The organism is Serratia sp. CY33525 (assembly GCF_052169115.1).
GTDB classification, from domain to species: domain Bacteria; phylum Pseudomonadota; class Gammaproteobacteria; order Enterobacterales; family Enterobacteriaceae; genus Serratia; species Serratia sarumanii.
This window is the reverse complement of sequence record NZ_JBJNLK010000008.1, coordinates 82,684-97,796: the sequence shown is the minus strand read 5'-3', so window position 1 is coordinate 97,796 and position 15,113 is coordinate 82,684. Positions and strand designations below refer to the sequence as shown.

Genomic DNA, 15,113 nt, shown 5'->3' with positions numbered 1-15,113 from the left:
AGGAAACGGGTATGGCTACACAAGAAAAACAGCTTGATGTCATTTGTCTCGGGCGCATCGCCGTCGATTTCTATGCTCAGCAGATCGGCGCGCGGCTGGAAGACGCCGGCACATTCGCCAAGTACCTCGGCGGTTCTTCCGGCAACGTGGCCTACGGCACCGCCATTCAGGGGTTAAAATCCGGCATGCTGGCGCGCGTCGGCGACGAGCACATGGGCCGCTTTCTGCGCGAAGAACTGCAGCGCGTCGGGGCCGATACCCGCTGCCTGATCACCGACAAACAGCGATTAACCGGCCTGGTGATCCTCGGCATCAAGGATCAGGAAACCTTCCCGCTGATCTTCTACCGCGAAAACTGCGCGGACATGGCGCTGACGCCGGACGACATCGATGAGGCCTACATCGCTTCCTCGCGCGCGCTGGCCATCACCGGCACGCACCTGTCGCACCCGAACACCCGAGCCGCGGTGCTGAAGGCGCTGGAATACGCGCGCCGCCACGGCCTGCGCACCGCGCTGGACATCGATTACCGCCCGGTGCTGTGGGGGCTGACGTCGCTGGGCGACGGCGAAACCCGCTTTGTGGAATCGGACCAGGTGACCCGCGAGCTGCAGGAGGTGCTGCACCATTTCGATCTGATCGTCGGCACCGAAGAAGAGTTTCATATCGCCGGCGGCAGCACCGACACGCTGACGGCGCTGAAAAACGTGCGCCGGGCCACGGCGGCCACGCTGGTGTGCAAGCGCGGCGCGCAGGGTTGCTCGGTGTTCGAGGGCGAAATCGCCGATGGCTGGGAACAGGTGAAACTGCACGCCGGCGTGCGGGTTGAGGTGCTGAACGTGCTGGGGGCCGGCGACGCCTTTATGTCCGGCCTGCTGCGTGGCTACCTGAACGATGAGGGCTGGGATCAGGCCTGCCGCTACGCCAACGCCTGCGGCGCGTTGGTGGTCTCGCGCCACGGCTGCGCGCCGGCGATGCCGACCAAACGGGAGCTGGACGACTACCTGCTGCGTGAACGGCAGGTCACGCGCCCGGACCGCGATGCGCGCCTGAACCACCTGCACCGGGTCACCACCCGCAAGCAACAGTGGCCGGAACTGTGCGTCTTCGCCTTCGATCACCGCAAGCAGCTGGCGGACATGGCACGCGAAGCCGGCGTCGGCGAGGAGCGCATTCCGTGCCTGAAAACCCTGCTGCTGACCGCGGCGCAACAGGCCGCCGCGCAGGCCGGCCTCAACGGCAACAGCGGCATTCTGGCCGACACCACCTACGGGCAGGCGGCGCTGAACGAGATCACCGGCCAGGGATGGTGGATCGGCCGGCCGGTAGAGCTGCCCAGTTCGCGCCCGCTGCGCCTGGAGCACGGCAATATCGGCTCGCAATTGATCGACTGGCCGCAGGAGCACGTGGTGAAGTGCCTGGTGTTTTATCACCCGCACGACGCGGCGGAACTGCGTCGCGAGCAGGATGAGCTGATCGCCGACGTCTACCGCGGCTGCTGCAAATCCGGCCACGAGCTGCTGCTGGAAGTGATCCTGCCGGACAACAACCCCGACAAGGACGAACGCCATTACCTGGAGATGATTGAACACTTCTACCGGTTGGGCATTCAGCCGGACTGGTGGAAACTGCCGCCGCTGAGCGCGGAAAACTGGCGGCAGGTCGGCGCGCTGATCGACACCTACGATCCCTACTGCCGCGGCGTGCTGATCCTAGGGCTCGACTCCCCGGAAGCGGTGCTGAAGGCGGGCTTTGCCGCCGCCGCGGATGCGCGCTGGGTGAAGGGTTTCGCCGTCGGCCGCACTATCTTCGGCCAACCTTCGCGCCGCTGGCTGCAGGGGGAAATCGACGACGCCGCCCTGATCGAGCAGGTGAAACAAAAATACCTGACGCTGATCGGTTTCTGGCGCCAGTACCGCCCGCAGGCGGGCGGCGCGCACTGACAGCGAGAGCAGGTTCACGTCCCCTTAAGGCCATTTCGCCGCTTTAAGGGGATTTTTTTGCCTATTTTCTGTGAAGTCGCGCAATGTGCGATCGAATAAATCGCTTTTTGAGGAAATGAAATTTCCGCTCCGTCTGTTAAAATACCCTGTCAATATTTCAGGCGTCAGGCCAATGCGCCTTCACCCCACTGCGAGCCGAATGGATGAACAACCCAACTCAACTTTCGCTGTTACAGGACGAGATCCGCCACCGTTATGAAACGCTGAGCAAGCGTTTGAAGCAGGTGGCGCGCTATATTTTGGATAACAGTAACAGCATCGCTTTCGATACCGTTGCCTCCATCGCCGCACAGGCCAGCGTGCCGCCTTCCACCCTGATCCGTTTCGCCAACGCCTTCGGCTTCAGCGGCTTCAACGAAATGAAGCAGGTGTTCCGTCAGCATCTGATGGAAGAGACGGTGAACTATACCGAGCGCGCGCGCCTGTTCCGCCAAACCTCTACCGACGACAACGTCGCGCCGGAGAAACCGGCGGAAATTCTCAACGTATTCACCATGGTCAACGCGCAGGCGCTGCAGCAGCTGGCGATGCAGATCGCCCCCGAGCAGCTGGATCGCGCCGTCGAACTGCTCAACAACGCCGAAAACATCTACGTGATCGGCCTGCGCCGTTCGTTCAGCGTCGCCTCCTATCTCACCTATGCGCTGCGCCATCTGGAGCGCCGCGCGTTTCTGATCGACGGCCTGGGCGGCATGTTCACCGAACAGCTGAGCATGGTGAAACCGAAGGACGTGGTGATCGCCATCAGCTATTCGCCGTACGCCCGCGAGGCGGTGGAACTGGTGGAATTGGGCGCCAAGCGCGGCGCGCAGCAGATCGCCATCACCGACAGCCAGGTCAGCCCGCTGGCCGCCTTCAGCGACGTCTGTTTCGTGGTGCGCGAAGCGCAGGTGGACGGGTTCCGTTCGCAGGTGGCCTCGATGTGCCTGGCGCAGACGCTGGCGGTTTCGCTGGCGCTGAATAACGCCCGGGACGAGTAAGGCTGACAAAAAAGCCCGGCAAGCCGGGCCTCAGGCGCTTATTGCGCGGCGGGATAGCCGTCGCCGTTAATCCAGGCGTGGTCTTTTTCCCAGGTGAATTTCCACTGCCGCACCGGCCCGGCCATCACGTTGAGATAATAGTTGTCGTAGCCCGCCAGGGTCGCCACCGGGTGATAACCGCGTGGCACTTTCACTACGTCCCGATTGTAGACCGGCATGCATTCGTCGAGCGTGCGATCGTCGGTATAGACGCGCTGCATGCAGAACCCCTGCTCCGGCTGAATGCGGTGATAATACGTCTCTTCCAGATAGGTTTCGTCCGGCGAGTCTTCCCGATCGTGCTTGTGGCTCGGGTAGGAACTGGTGTTGCCCTCGTCGGTGTAAACCTCCACCACCAGCAGGCTGTCGGCCGGCTCGCTGTCCGGTAGAATGTTGTGCACCAACCGCTGGTTGCGCCCCTTGCCGCGCCGCTCCACGCCGATATCCGCCGGCGTAATCAGCCGTGAAGGCAGGTGGCCGCTGCCGGGCGCGCTGCACACCGCCAGCTCCAGATCGGTTTCTGCCCGCACGTCGATGCGATCGTGGTGCGGCACATACACCGCGTAAGGCGGCGTGCGCTCGAACGGGCTCATGCGTTTGCCGATATGCGGGTATTCGGCGCGCAGCGTGGCGACGGAGGCGATACCGGCCACCAGCACCAGGCACAGCTCCTTGTCACCGCACTCCAGCTGCAGCGACTGCCCGGCGGCCAGGCGATAAACGTCGAAACCGACATAGCGCCACCCGGCATTTTCCGGCGTCACGTGCTGAATACGCCCCTCGGCGTTCGGCGTCTGACATTTGGCAAGCAGTGAAGACATCTCGATTCTCCTGTTAACTCCCCGTGCAAAGGCCGTTGCCCCGAAGGAGCAACGGCCCGCTCATACTTTGCGATGGCTTAACCCAGCGTCGGCATGCTGAATTCGGACACCGTCTGCTGCCCGGCCGGCCAGCGCGCGGTGGCGGTCTTCATGCGCGTGTAGAAGCGCACGCCGTCGGTGCCGTGCACGTTAAGCGCGCCGAACACCGAGCGCTTCCAGCCGCCGAAGCTGTGGAACGCCATCGGCACCGGCACCGGCACGTTGACGCCGACCATCCCGGCCTGCACTTCCTGCACGAACTGGCGCGCGTAGTGGCCGCTGCCGGTAAAGATGGCGCTGCCGTTGCCAAACTCGTGGCCGTTCACCGTGTCGATGGCGGTGCGGTAATCCGGCACCCGCACGATGCCCAGCACCGGCCCGAAGATCTCTTCACGGTAGATGCGCATGTTCGGCTTCACATGGTCGAACAGCGTGCCGCCGACGTAGTAGCCTTCAGGATAGCCCGGCACCTGATAATTGCGGCCGTCGGCCACCAGGGTGGCGCCTTCTTCCACGCCCAGATCGATGTAACCCAGCACCTTTTTCTGGTGGGCGGACGACACCAGCGGCCCCATTTCATTCTCTTCGCCGCCCTGCTGCAAGCCCGGCCCGACGCGCAGCTGCGCGATCAGCGGCTTCAGTTTGGCGATCAGTTTATCGGCGGTGTCGTCACCGACCACCACGGCGATCGGCAGCGCCATGCAGCGCTCGCCGGCGGAGCCGAAAGCGCCGCCCATCAGCGCGTTGACCGTGGCGTCCAGATCGGCGTCCGGCATGACGATCGCCTGGTTCTTCGCCGCGCCGAAGGCCTGCACCCGCTTACCGTGCGCGCTGGCGGTGGTGTAGATATGTTCCGCCACGGTGGAGGAGCCGACGAAGCTCACCGCCTGAATGCGCGGATCGGTGCACAGCTGCGCCGCGTCTTCATTGGCGCAGTGCACCACGTTGAACACGCCGTCCGGCAGGCCGGCTTCTTTCAGCAGTTCCGCCAGGCGCACCGAGGCGGAAGGCACCAGCGCCGGCGGCTTGAGGATGAAGGTGTTGCCGCAGGCCAGCGCGATAGGGAACATCCACATCGGCACCATCGCCGGGAAGTTGAACGGGGTAATGCCCGCCACCACGCCCAGCGGCTGCATCAGCGAGAAGCTGTCGACGCCGCTGCCGACGTCCGGCGAATACTCGCCCTTGATCAGATGCGGGATGCCGCAGGCGAATTCGACCACTTCCATGCCGCGCGTCAGTTCGCCCAGCGCATCCGAGTACACCTTGCCGTGCTCGCTGACGATAAGCTCGGCCAGCTCGTCGCGGTGCTGTTCCAGCAGCGCCTTGAAATTGAACATGATGCGCGCGCGGCGCAGCGGCGTGGTGCGCGACCAATCGGCAAACGCCCGATGGGCCACGTCGATGGCCTGCTTGACTTCGGCGGCGGTGCTCTGCGTGACGCGCCGCTCAACCTGCCCGCTGGCCGGGTTGTGCACGTCGACGGTTTGATTGCTGCTGCTCAGGCACACCTGCCCGTCAATAAAGTTACCCACGGTTTTCATGTCACGCCCTCTTTTCAAGTCCGCTGTCGCCTGGCCACTCGCCGGCGGCGCGGCGTTAATCGTCCCGCTCGCCAAACCCCGTCGGCAAGCCGGCTACATCCTGACCGGATGCAGCAAACTCTATTTCATTGAAAAAAAAGTTTCAAATAAATTGTTTTGAAAAATTTGTTTTTAGTGCGTGAGGTCGCAATTTTGCGGTGTCGATCGGGTTGGCGCTTTCATTACCGCGCCAGGGAAAGTGCAACGTCGCAGGAGAAACCAGGGGCAATACACACTGACTTTGCTACAGAAAACCCGCACCGCGCCTGCCCTGTCGCCGTTACCGCCCGCCCCCGAACGCCCAAGGCGCCCGGATCGCGCGTGACGGTTTTTTTTGAACTGGATCTAAAAATCAATATTCCATTATTCACTAATTATGAAATAAATGTTCTTGTTTGTTCCAGCATTTATCGACGACATCGCCTTGATGACAGGCACGGTTCACACCCTTCCGCTCGCCCTCTTCCCGATAACCCAACCGTGCGGACGGAAGCCAGGATAAAAATCGGAGCAACACATGTCATATCAGCGTAAGCACAATACCGGCTACATATTGCGAATTTGCGGCATCGCCGCCTTGGGCGGCATTCTGTTCGGCTACGATACCGCCGTGATCTCCGGCGCGATCGAAGCGCTGAAAACCTATTTCAATCTCAGCCCGGCCGAAACCGGTTGGGCGGTCTCCAACGTGGTGATCGGCTGCGTGGTCGGCGCCTTCGCCGCCGGGCCGCTGGCGGCGCGCTGGGGCCGTAAAAAGGCGCTGATGCTGGCGGCGCTGCTGTTCACCGTTTCCGCCGTCGGCGCAGCCTTGGCCCCGACCTTCACCTGGTTCGTCATCTACCGCATCATCGGCGGGCTGGCGGTCGGCATCGCCGCCACCGTGTCGCCGATGTACATGTCGGAAGTGTCGCCAAAGGACATGCGCGGGCGCGCGCTCAGCATGCAGCAGTTCGCCATCGTGTTCGGTCAGATCGTGATTTTCTACGTCAACTTCAAAATCGCCAGCCTCGCCAGCGAAGCCTGGCTGGTGGAAATGGGCTGGCGCTGGATGTTCGCCTCGGGCGTCATCCCCTGCATTCTGTTCTGCATCCTGGTGTTCGTCATTCCTGAGTCGCCGCGCTGGAACGTGATGATGGGCCGCGACGATCAGGCGCTGGCGATGTTGACCAAGGTTTCCAACGCCGCCCATGCGCAGAATCTGCTGAAAGAAATCAAAGACTCGCTGCAGCAGGATCAACAACAGCGGCATCGGAAGCTGAACTACGGCGATGTGCGGGTGCGTTTCATCCTGTTCGTCGGCTGCATGATCGCCATGCTGCAGCAGGTGACCGGCGTCAACGTAATGATGTATTACGCGCCGGTGGTGCTGAAAACCGTCACCGAAAACGCGCAGGAAGCACTGTTTCAGACCATCTGGATCGGCGTGCTGCAGCTGGTCGGTTCGGTCATCGGCGCCATGCTGATGGATCGCATGGGCCGCATTCCGCTGATGCGTTACGGCACGCTGGGCGCCATCGCCGGCCTGCTGCTCACCTCGTACGCGCTCTACACCCAGGCCACCGGCTATTTCGCGCTGTTCGGCATGCTGTTCTTCATGGTGTTTTATGCGCTGTCCTGGGGCGTCGGCGCCTGGGTGCTGGTATCGGAAATCTTCCCGAACCGCATGCGCGCGCAGGGGATGAGCATCGCCGTCGGCTGCATGTGGGTCGCTAACTTCGCGGTGTCGCAGTCGTTCCCGATGATCAACGACCACCCTTACCTGTTCTCGCATTTCCACGGCGCCTTCCCGATGTGGATCTTCGCCGCCTGCTGCCTGTTCAGCTACTGGTTCATCGGCCGCTATATTCCGGAAACCAAAGGCGTCTCGCTGGAAAAAATGGAGCAGGTGGTGCTGGCCAAACGCCACCGCCACCCCCTGCCCGACGGCAAGCCGCTGCCGCTGGAAAACGGCAAATCCTGATCTCTCAACCCTGACCGCTGGAGTAATGCCTCATGACCATTGCACTGGACCGCTTCTGCATTAACCGCAAGATCGCGCCGAATCTCGATCTGGACAGTTTTTTCCGCCTGGTGAAACGCTGCGGGCTCAGTAAGGTTGAGCTGCGCAACGATATGCCCAGCGGCAAGGTGACCGACGATCTGAGCGACGCGCAGCTCAATGCGCTCGCTGCGCAATACGGCATCGAGATCGTCACGATCAACGCCCTCGGCATGTTCAATCTGATGGACAACCCGGCGGCGCTGCAGCAGCGCGCCGAAGCGTTGCTGGCGCAGGCGCAGGCCATCCACAGCCGGGCGCTGGTGCTGTGCCCGCACTGCAGCGCCGATGACACGCGCAGCGAGCAGCAAAAACGCGACGACACCCTCGCCGCGCTGCGGCTGCTGGCGCCGCTGTTTGCCCGCTATGGCGTGCAGGGGTACGTCGAGCCGCTGGGCTTCGGCATCAGCTCGCTGCGATCGTCGCTGCTGACCCAGGCGCTCATCCGCGATTCGGGCGCGCCGTACCGCATCGTGCTCGATACTTTCCACCACTATTTAAGCGGTGTGGCGCAGGCCGACTTCGACGCGCAGATCCAGGTGGCGCAGATCGGCCTGGTGCATCTGTCCGGCGTGGAGGATGGGCGGGATAAAGGCGCGCTGAGCGACGAAGAGCGCATCATGCTGAGCGAGGGCGATCGGCTGGAGAGCCGCCGCCAGGTGCAAAACCTGGAACGCCTGGGCTACACCGGCGTCTATGCCTTCGAGCCCTTCTCTTCGCAGCTGGACAGCTGGAGCGAGGCGGATATCGAACGGGAAATCCGCCAGAGCATCGCCCTGCTGCAAGGGTAAAAAAAACGGCCTCCGCGGAGGCCGTTTTTCATGGCGTTACTTCAGGTTGCCGACCACCAGCTGGTGGCGCGCGTTGTAAAACTTACGGTAGGCCAGATAGCAGGCGATGATGGTCGACAGGCTGGCGGTGGAAAGCAGCATGAAGGTCACCATAATCTGGTATTTGATCGCTTTCACCGGATCGATGCCGGCGAAGATCAGCCCGGACATCATGCCCGGCAGGCTGACCAGCCCAACGGTTTTCGCCGAATCCACGGTCGGGATCAGCGAAGCGCGGATGCTGTCGCGGATCAGCGCCGCCGAAGCGAACTTGGGCGTCGCCCCCAGGCTGAGCATCTCCTGAATCTTCTGCTGTTCGCTTTTGAAACGTTGGCCGAGGTTGGTGTAGCACAATCCCACCGCCACCATGGCGTTACCGGCGATCATCCCGGAGATGGGGATTACCTGCATCGGCGTAAATTCGATGGAGCCAGTCAAGACCAGCACCGCCAGCGTCAGCACCGCGCCGGTGGTGATGGCGATAAACGACGTCACGAACGCGTGTTCGACGTACTTGCTGCGTTTCTTGGCGTTGTAGGCCGCGTTAAAGCAGATGAACAGCACCATCAACACGGTGAGCACCGCGTTATCCAGATCGAAAATGTACTTCAGCACGTAGCCGACGATGATCAGCTGCACCACCGCGCGGCAGATGCTCCAGATAATGTCCTTTTCCAGCGCCAGCTTTTCCCGGTGGCTGATCAGAATGGCGACCACCACCAGGATCATCGACAAGCCTAAGGATTCGTTGGTGATGTTATGCTGATTCATGCTGTTGCTCCTGTTGCTCGGCGCCGTGCGCGCGCAGGGTGATCACCTCGTCCGCATGCGCTATCTCTTCGGTATCGTGCGTCACCCACAGCACCGCCAGCCGGTGCTCCGCCACCAGCTGATGCACTATCTCATTGACGTTGCGCTTATTTTCCTCGTCCAGCGCGCTGGTGATCTCATCGAGCAACAGCACCCGGGGCATAAACTGCAGGTTGCGGATCAGGGACACGCGCTGCTTCTCCCCGCCGGACAGCTCATTGATGCTTTTGGTCAGCATCGCCTCCGGCAGCCCGAAACGCGCCAGATCGGCCTGCATTTTTCGTTCATCCGGCGACTGTTGACGGATCTGGTAGGGCAGCGCCAGATTGTCGTAAACCGTATTGCCGAACAGCGCCGGCGTCTGGAAGCAGTAAGAAACCTGTTTGCGATACGCCTCCGGCGACATCTCGGCGATCGCTCGTCCGTCGAAATAGAGGTTTCCGCTGGTCGGATCCATTAAGGAAGAGATGATTTTCAGCAGGGTGCTTTTCCCGCAGCCGGAAGGCCCGGTGATCAGTTTGAACTCGCCTTCACCCAGCGTGAAAGAGACGGAGTCCAGGATCACCTGGTTGTCTATTTGATAATGAATATCATCCAATCTCAGTATGTCTTTCTTTTCCTTCATTACGATGCCGGCTCCCTACACCTGTTCCCGTCTGAGCGATAAGTATATGGCTGCAAAAAACATATTAGCAATGCCTGTGCGGATGGCAGCGAGCGGAGAGGAGGATTGACGGAGCAAAACGCCCCGTCAAATAATAAATTTTACTAATGATTAGCTGTAGGAATAGTCAAAAGCGACCGCCAGGGTCGAATCACTCTTTTTTTATCGCTGCCTGTTCGTCGCAGCTGTACCAGCGTAGAGAATTGTTGATGCTGCGGTGGGTGCAGCGGACCTTGCCCTCCTTTTCCAGCGCCAGCAGCAGGGTGCGGGTGGTATAAATGTTTTCGCCGCATTTATCCGCCAGCTCGCGCGTCTTCGGCCACTGCTCCGGCGGGGGATGCAGGCCCCCGGCCCCTTCCACAAGATCCCGGCACAATCCCCGCAACACATCCAGCATCAGCGATTTTCTACTTTCAAACGTTTTCGGCACCTTGGCCATAGCATTCCTCCTGAGTGGTTACTGCTGAGCCCCCGTTCATGACTGCACGTCAGTGATGCGCAGGGGCATAAATCACGGCGGCGTCCGCGCAAACGACGTTGTTCCGATAAAATAGACCTGGCGCTGCCTATCACCGCGCGAATGAATATTTATTAATAAATCCAACCTTTGCCGATAAAATGTCATGCATTGTTCCTCGGATTTTTCACTAGGATTTTTCTGTGCAATTTTTTTCATGGTTATCATGATATGAAGATGTTTAAACAATCCCATAACGAACCGCGAATACATAATTACCAACATTGTCAACGCATGCGCCTTACATCTGTTAAATGCATTAATCGCAGTAATCATTCCATCGTTCATCCTTTGATTATCACTTAGGTCATTATTATGTAATGCCTACGGCATCACCTGCCCTTTTCTGGTTAATCACAATGGGTTAAATAACATAAGCGCGTCCAAAAAATAGCATCTGATAAGAATAATCTTCCCTCTGCCTTGTTGTTATTTTTTTGTTAACACCCCTTCGACAACCCAGGAATAGGCGGTGGAACGCCATAGGGACAACTAACCACACAAAATCATACAAAACAAATGCTTATGTTTTTCATTTTGTTTCATAAAGAAAATTCTTCAATGTTCGTCAAAGCGTAATATTAGCAAAGCGATATTGCGCATTGTAGGGCAACCGCTATTACAGTCGATCTAATATCTCGCATAACCTTATTTGTGCAGTCATTTATTCTGGATAATATTTACATACGATCTATTGGTTTTTGATCTTATATTTAACTTTTTCCTTTTGGTTTTATATTCTGAATTTGAGTTATTTCAACAAAATCTATTTCCAAGCAATGCTATTGTTTGCAAGAATATTCCCAGCAAAACGCCATACCGATATTCGGGTTTTAAAATCAAATAAAACCGACCAAACATCACATAACCATTTCGTTATTAAAAGCAAATAACGAAAAGTGTGCGTATTGCCCAAAGCAAAAGGATCTGGCTCCCATCGCAGTGCGGCTAACAGGGCGTTGCTGCTCTGCGGGGATTTAGGTGTGCTTTTCTTTTTATTTAAATACTCTCTACAGGAACCTGAGAAATGAAACTGAATAAATTAATGCTGGCGACCGCCATTGCTTTTTCTACCGCCTCCGTTGCACATGCGGCGCCGACCCCGAACCAGGGCAGCGGCACCGTGACCTTTAGCGGTGAAATTATCGATGCGCCTTGCAGCATCACGCCGGACTCCGTCGATCAAACCGTCCCGATGGGCCAGATCAGCAGCCGCATCCTGGCCAAAGAAGGCAAATCCAGCGCCGAACCCTTCAGCATTGAGCTGAAAGACTGCGCGCTCAACACCATGAAAAACGTCAAGGTGACCTTCACCGGCACGCCGGATGCCGTCAACAGCAAATTGCTGGCGCTGAGCGGTTCCGCCAGCGGCGCGGGCATCGTGATTTACGACCAGCTGCACGCCAAGGAAGTTGAGCTGGGCACCGCAACGGACGGCCAGGGCCTGAACGAAGGCAACAACGCCCTGAAATTCGCCGCATACCTGCAAGGTAACAGCGCTTCCGGCGCCGTCGTGCCGGGCCAGTTCACCAGCGTGGCGAACTTTACCCTGGCTTATCAGTAAGCCTCGTTGGGGATGCCGGCGCGGGCATCCCCATGCTTAACGACGCCGGCTCCGGCAAAGGAACCGATCTCGACAGGGAGAAGCCAGCATGACCATCCATTGGCGAGGCGCATTGCTGATCGCGCTCAGCATCGGCAGCGCTAGCGCCACGGCGAAAACTCAGGGCCACGGCAAAGTCAGCCTGGGCGGCGAAATCGTCGAAACGCCGTGCAACATCGCCGGCGACAGTTTGGATCAAACCGTTGATTTCGGGCTGGTTTCAATGAGCGACGCCGGGCGAGATGCCCAGCCGAGCCTCATCGGCAGCCGCCGCCACTTCGCCATCAGGTTGGTGAACTGCGAACTGGCCAGCCAGATAAAGCCCGATTTTATTTATCGCGCGGCCAACCTCACCTTCAGCGGCATCGCGGATAGCCAAGATCCGCAATGGCTCGCCGTCCATGGCGAGGCGCGCGGCATGGCTATCGAGTTGCTGACCGACGCCGGCACCCCGATCCCGCTCGGCAGCACGACGGCGGATTATCTGATCGTTGCCGGCGATAACACGCTGCGCTTTGGCGCCCAGCTGCGCATTCACCCCGACAGGGCACGGGCGGGCGGTTTCAGCTCATTGGCCAAATTCACCCTGTCTTATCTGTAGCCGGTTTTCGTTAGGAACGCTGTACAGCATTACGTATTCAGGTCTTACGGAATGACCTGCTATTAGGCGCGGATTTGCCATGAGTGATCATTCTATGACGTCTTTACTGACAATAAAAAAAACGCCCATCATCGTCATTCTCTCTGTTCTCTGGGCAAAACCGGTCTTTTCCGCCACGGAATTCAATACCGACGTGTTGGATATTGGCGAACGCAGCAAAGTGGACTTATCCCGCTTTTCTGACGCCGATTACGTCATGCCGGGCACCTATCTGCTGGATATCAAAATCAACCAGAAAACGCTGCCCCAGCGCAGCATTCAGTATTTCCCGTCGCCGGATAACAAGAGCGGCAGCCAGGTGTGCCTGCCGCCTGACCTGGTGGAAAAAATGGCGCTGAAAGAAGAAGCGGCCAAAAAAGTCACCCTGTGGCGCGACAACCAGTGTGCCGACATTCGCGGCATCAAAGGCGCAACGGTTTCCGATCGCATCAGCGGCGGCGTGCTGGCGATCACCATTCCGCAGGCCTGGATGAAATACTCCGATCCCGACTGGACGCCGCCCGAGCAGTGGGACGATGGCATCCCCGGCATGCTGCTGGATTACAATCTCAGCGGCCAAATCGGTAAACAGCACCACGACAACGGCACCGCCGAAAGCCTCAGCAGCTACGGTACGTTGGGCGCCAACCTGGGCGCCTGGCGCCTGCGCGCCGATTATCAGACCGATTTCAACCAACAATACGGCCGGCGCGACAGCAATTTCGACTGGAATCAGATCTACGCATACCGCGCGCTGCCGATGCAGGCCGCCAGGCTGACGCTGGGTGAAACCTACCTGAATTCGCCGGTGTTCGACGCCTACCGTTTTACCGGCCTCAACCTCGCCAGCGACGAGCGCATGCTGCCGCCCAACCTGCAGGGTTACGCGCCTGAAGTACGCGGCATCGCCAAAAGCAACGCGCGGATCACCGTCTCTCAGGAAGGCCGCACGCTGTATCAAACCACGGTGCCCGCCGGGCCGTTCGCCATTCAGGATCTCAGCAGCTCGGTACGCGGCAAACTGGATGTGAAAGTGGAAGAACAAGACGGCAGTGTTTCCACTTTTCAGGTAGATACCGCCAGCATTCCTTATCTGACCCGCCCCGGCTACGTGCGCTATAACGTGGCGCTGGGCAAGCCGTCTGCCTACGATCACCGCACGCAAGGGCCGGTGTTCTCCGCCAGCGATTTCTCCTGGGGCTTGAGCAACGCCTGGTCGCTGTACGGCGGCGCGCTGCTCGGCGGCGATTACAACGCCTGGGCTCTCGGCCTGGGGCGCGACCTGAACCTGTTCGGCGCCCTGTCGGTGGACGCCACGCAGTCGATCGCGCGCCTGCCCGATGAACCCAGCGCCAAAGGCATGTCATTCAAGGTCAACTACGCCAAACGTTTCGACGAGCTCAACGGCCAAATCACCTTTGCCGGCTACCGCTTTTCGCAGCGCAAATTTATGACCATGTCGCAGTACCTGCAGGCGCGCTACGGCGACATTGACGATCGCTACAGCGGCCGACAAAAAGAGTTGTATACCGTCACCGCCAGCAAAACCTTTATGGCGGAGGACAGCGCTCAGGCGATCACCGCTTATCTGACCTACTCACACCAGACTTACTGGGACGCAGGCGCGCAAAACCGCTACGGCATGTCGACCAGCAAGCTGTTCGACTTCGGCGGGATCAGCAACATCACCGCCTCGTTGGCGGCCTATCGCACTCACTATCGGGGCCGCACCGACGATAGCGCGATGCTCAATTTCACCGTGCCTATCGGCGAGCACAACCGTCTGGGCTACGCGCTGCAGGTCAATAACCGCGACGTGACCCAAACGGCGACCTACACCGACAACAGCGACATCAATAATACCTGGCAGGTCGGCAGCGGCGTCACCCAGTCCGGCAAACCGACGGCGAGCGGTTACTACACCCATAACGCGTCGTTCGGCACGCTCAACGCCAACGCGTCTTATCAGCAGGGCAGTTACTCCTCGATAGGCGGAACTTTCCGCGGCGGCCTGACCGCTACCCGGCACGGCGTCGCCGCGCACCAGAACGCCGGCAACGGCGGCAGCCGCATGATGCTGGATACCAACGGCGTCGCCGGCGTGCCGATCAACAACGGCCGCGCTTACAGCAACCGCTTCGGATTGGCGGTGATCTCGGACATCACCAGCTACTACAACACCGATACGCGCATCGACGTCAACAAGTTGGCGGACGACGTTGAAGCCACGCGCGCGGTGGTGCAAGGCACGCTGACGGAAGGCGCCATCGGTTATCGCCACTTCGAGGTGGTGAAAGGCAGCAAGCTGTTAGCCACCATCAAACTGGCGGACGGCAGCGAACCGCCGTTCGGCGCCACGGTGCTGAGTGCAACCGGACGGGAGATCGCGGTGGTGAACGACGGCGGCTCGGTGTATCTGACCGGCGTCCAACCGGAAGAGCGGTTGGACGTCGCCTGGGAAGGCCGCCGTCAGTGCCGCATCGCCATCCCAGGCGCCGCCAAACCGCTGGACCGGCTGCTGTTGCCGTGCGCCAAACCGTAATCCG

12 protein-coding genes are annotated in these 15,113 nt (G+C 59.6%); 7 read left to right on the top strand and 5 right to left on the bottom strand.

Features of this window, described 5'->3' with window-relative positions; all coding sequences use genetic code 11:
- Positions 1–11 precede the first annotated feature (11 nt).
- On the top strand, positions 12–1,943 hold the full coding sequence (locus tag ACJ8IM_RS18820; RefSeq protein WP_033654462.1) for a bifunctional 5-dehydro-2-deoxygluconokinase/5-dehydro-2-deoxyphosphogluconate aldolase: 1,932 nt from the start codon (positions 12–14) through the stop codon (positions 1,941–1,943).
- A 203-nt stretch (positions 1,944–2,146) separates the two neighbouring features.
- Positions 2,147–2,983, top strand: coding sequence for a MurR/RpiR family transcriptional regulator (locus tag ACJ8IM_RS18815; protein WP_004930856.1), 837 nt, complete (start codon positions 2,147–2,149; stop codon positions 2,981–2,983).
- A 38-nt stretch (positions 2,984–3,021) separates the two neighbouring features.
- On the opposite strand, the gene iolB is transcribed toward ACJ8IM_RS18815, so the two are convergent.
- Positions 3,022–3,843, bottom strand: coding sequence for a 5-deoxy-glucuronate isomerase (iolB, locus tag ACJ8IM_RS18810; protein ID WP_033636349.1), 822 nt, complete (start codon positions 3,841–3,843; stop codon positions 3,022–3,024).
- Between the two features lie 77 nt (positions 3,844–3,920).
- A complete protein-coding gene (locus ACJ8IM_RS18805; RefSeq protein WP_015379335.1) occupies positions 3,921–5,426 on the bottom strand; it encodes a CoA-acylating methylmalonate-semialdehyde dehydrogenase in 1,506 nt (501 codons plus the stop codon).
- A gap of 556 nt (positions 5,427–5,982) precedes the next feature.
- Here ACJ8IM_RS18805 and ACJ8IM_RS18800 point away from each other — a divergent pair.
- Both ACJ8IM_RS18800 and ACJ8IM_RS18795 read left to right on the top strand, forming a co-directional pair.
- Complete coding sequence (locus tag ACJ8IM_RS18800; protein WP_033636350.1) at positions 5,983–7,425, top strand: sugar porter family MFS transporter; 1,443 nt, start codon at positions 5,983–5,985, stop codon at positions 7,423–7,425.
- Positions 7,426–7,457: 32 nt separating this feature from the next.
- Entirely contained in the window at positions 7,458–8,294 is an 837-nt protein-coding gene (locus ACJ8IM_RS18795) for a TIM barrel protein (protein WP_033649361.1), read from the top strand.
- 36 nt (positions 8,295–8,330) lie between these two features.
- On the opposite strand, the gene fetB is transcribed toward ACJ8IM_RS18795, so the two are convergent.
- The 3 genes from fetB to ACJ8IM_RS18780 form a co-directional block, all read right to left on the bottom strand.
- Positions 8,331–9,104 carry an iron efflux ABC transporter permease subunit FetB gene (gene fetB, locus ACJ8IM_RS18790; RefSeq protein ID WP_033636352.1) on the bottom strand — a complete coding sequence of 258 codons (774 nt, stop codon included), beginning with the start codon at positions 9,102–9,104 and terminating at the stop codon, positions 8,331–8,333.
- A complete protein-coding gene (fetA, locus tag ACJ8IM_RS18785) occupies positions 9,091–9,768 on the bottom strand; it encodes an iron efflux ABC transporter ATP-binding subunit FetA (RefSeq protein ID WP_033636353.1) in 678 nt (225 codons plus the stop codon). Before fetA ends, fetB begins: the two co-directional genes overlap by 14 nt.
- A gap of 190 nt (positions 9,769–9,958) precedes the next feature.
- Positions 9,959–10,246: a FaeA/PapI family transcriptional regulator gene (locus tag ACJ8IM_RS18780; protein ID WP_033649362.1), complete on the bottom strand. Its 288-nt coding sequence runs from the start codon at positions 10,244–10,246 to the stop codon at positions 9,959–9,961.
- Positions 10,247–11,351: 1,105 nt separating this feature from the next.
- Between ACJ8IM_RS18780 and ACJ8IM_RS18775 the strand changes: the two genes are divergently transcribed.
- The 3 genes from ACJ8IM_RS18775 (at position 11,352) to ACJ8IM_RS18765 (ending at position 15,109) form a co-directional block, all read left to right on the top strand.
- On the top strand, positions 11,352–11,888 hold the full coding sequence (locus ACJ8IM_RS18775; protein WP_033636355.1) for a fimbrial protein: 537 nt from the start codon (positions 11,352–11,354) through the stop codon (positions 11,886–11,888).
- An 88-nt stretch (positions 11,889–11,976) separates the two neighbouring features.
- The gene (locus ACJ8IM_RS18770; protein ID WP_033649363.1) at positions 11,977–12,528 is read left to right on the top strand and encodes a fimbrial protein; all 552 of its coding nucleotides are present in this window, start codon (positions 11,977–11,979) and stop codon (positions 12,526–12,528) included.
- Positions 12,529–12,607: 79 nt separating this feature from the next.
- Positions 12,608–15,109 carry a fimbria/pilus outer membrane usher protein gene (locus tag ACJ8IM_RS18765; RefSeq protein ID WP_051917636.1) on the top strand — a complete coding sequence of 834 codons (2,502 nt, stop codon included), beginning with the start codon at positions 12,608–12,610 and terminating at the stop codon, positions 15,107–15,109.
- Positions 15,110–15,113 lie beyond the last annotated feature (4 nt).

Bases quoted from the DNA above. Each gene is read 5' to 3' on its own strand.
- ACJ8IM_RS18815 (WP_004930856.1), top strand. From the start codon at position 2,147: ATGAACAACCCAACTCAACTTTCGCTGTTACAGGACGAGATCCGCCAC.
- ACJ8IM_RS18805 (WP_015379335.1), bottom strand. From the start codon at position 5,426: ATGAAAACCGTGGGTAACTTTATTGACGGGCAGGTGTGCCTGAGCAGC.
- ACJ8IM_RS18775 (WP_033636355.1), top strand. From the start codon at position 11,352: ATGAAACTGAATAAATTAATGCTGGCGACCGCCATTGCTTTTTCTACC.
- ACJ8IM_RS18820 (WP_033654462.1), top strand. From the start codon at position 12: ATGGCTACACAAGAAAAACAGCTTGATGTCATTTGTCTCGGGCGCATC.
- iolB (WP_033636349.1), bottom strand. From the start codon at position 3,843: ATGTCTTCACTGCTTGCCAAATGTCAGACGCCGAACGCCGAGGGGCGT.
- fetA (WP_033636353.1), bottom strand. From the start codon at position 9,768: ATGAAGGAAAAGAAAGACATACTGAGATTGGATGATATTCATTATCAA.
- ACJ8IM_RS18780 (WP_033649362.1), bottom strand. From the start codon at position 10,246: ATGGCCAAGGTGCCGAAAACGTTTGAAAGTAGAAAATCGCTGATGCTG.
- ACJ8IM_RS18765 (WP_051917636.1), top strand. From the start codon at position 12,608: ATGAGTGATCATTCTATGACGTCTTTACTGACAATAAAAAAAACGCCC.
- fetB (WP_033636352.1), bottom strand. From the start codon at position 9,104: ATGAATCAGCATAACATCACCAACGAATCCTTAGGCTTGTCGATGATC.
- ACJ8IM_RS18795 (WP_033649361.1), top strand. From the start codon at position 7,458: ATGACCATTGCACTGGACCGCTTCTGCATTAACCGCAAGATCGCGCCG.
- ACJ8IM_RS18800 (WP_033636350.1), top strand. From the start codon at position 5,983: ATGTCATATCAGCGTAAGCACAATACCGGCTACATATTGCGAATTTGC.
- ACJ8IM_RS18770 (WP_033649363.1), top strand. From the start codon at position 11,977: ATGACCATCCATTGGCGAGGCGCATTGCTGATCGCGCTCAGCATCGGC.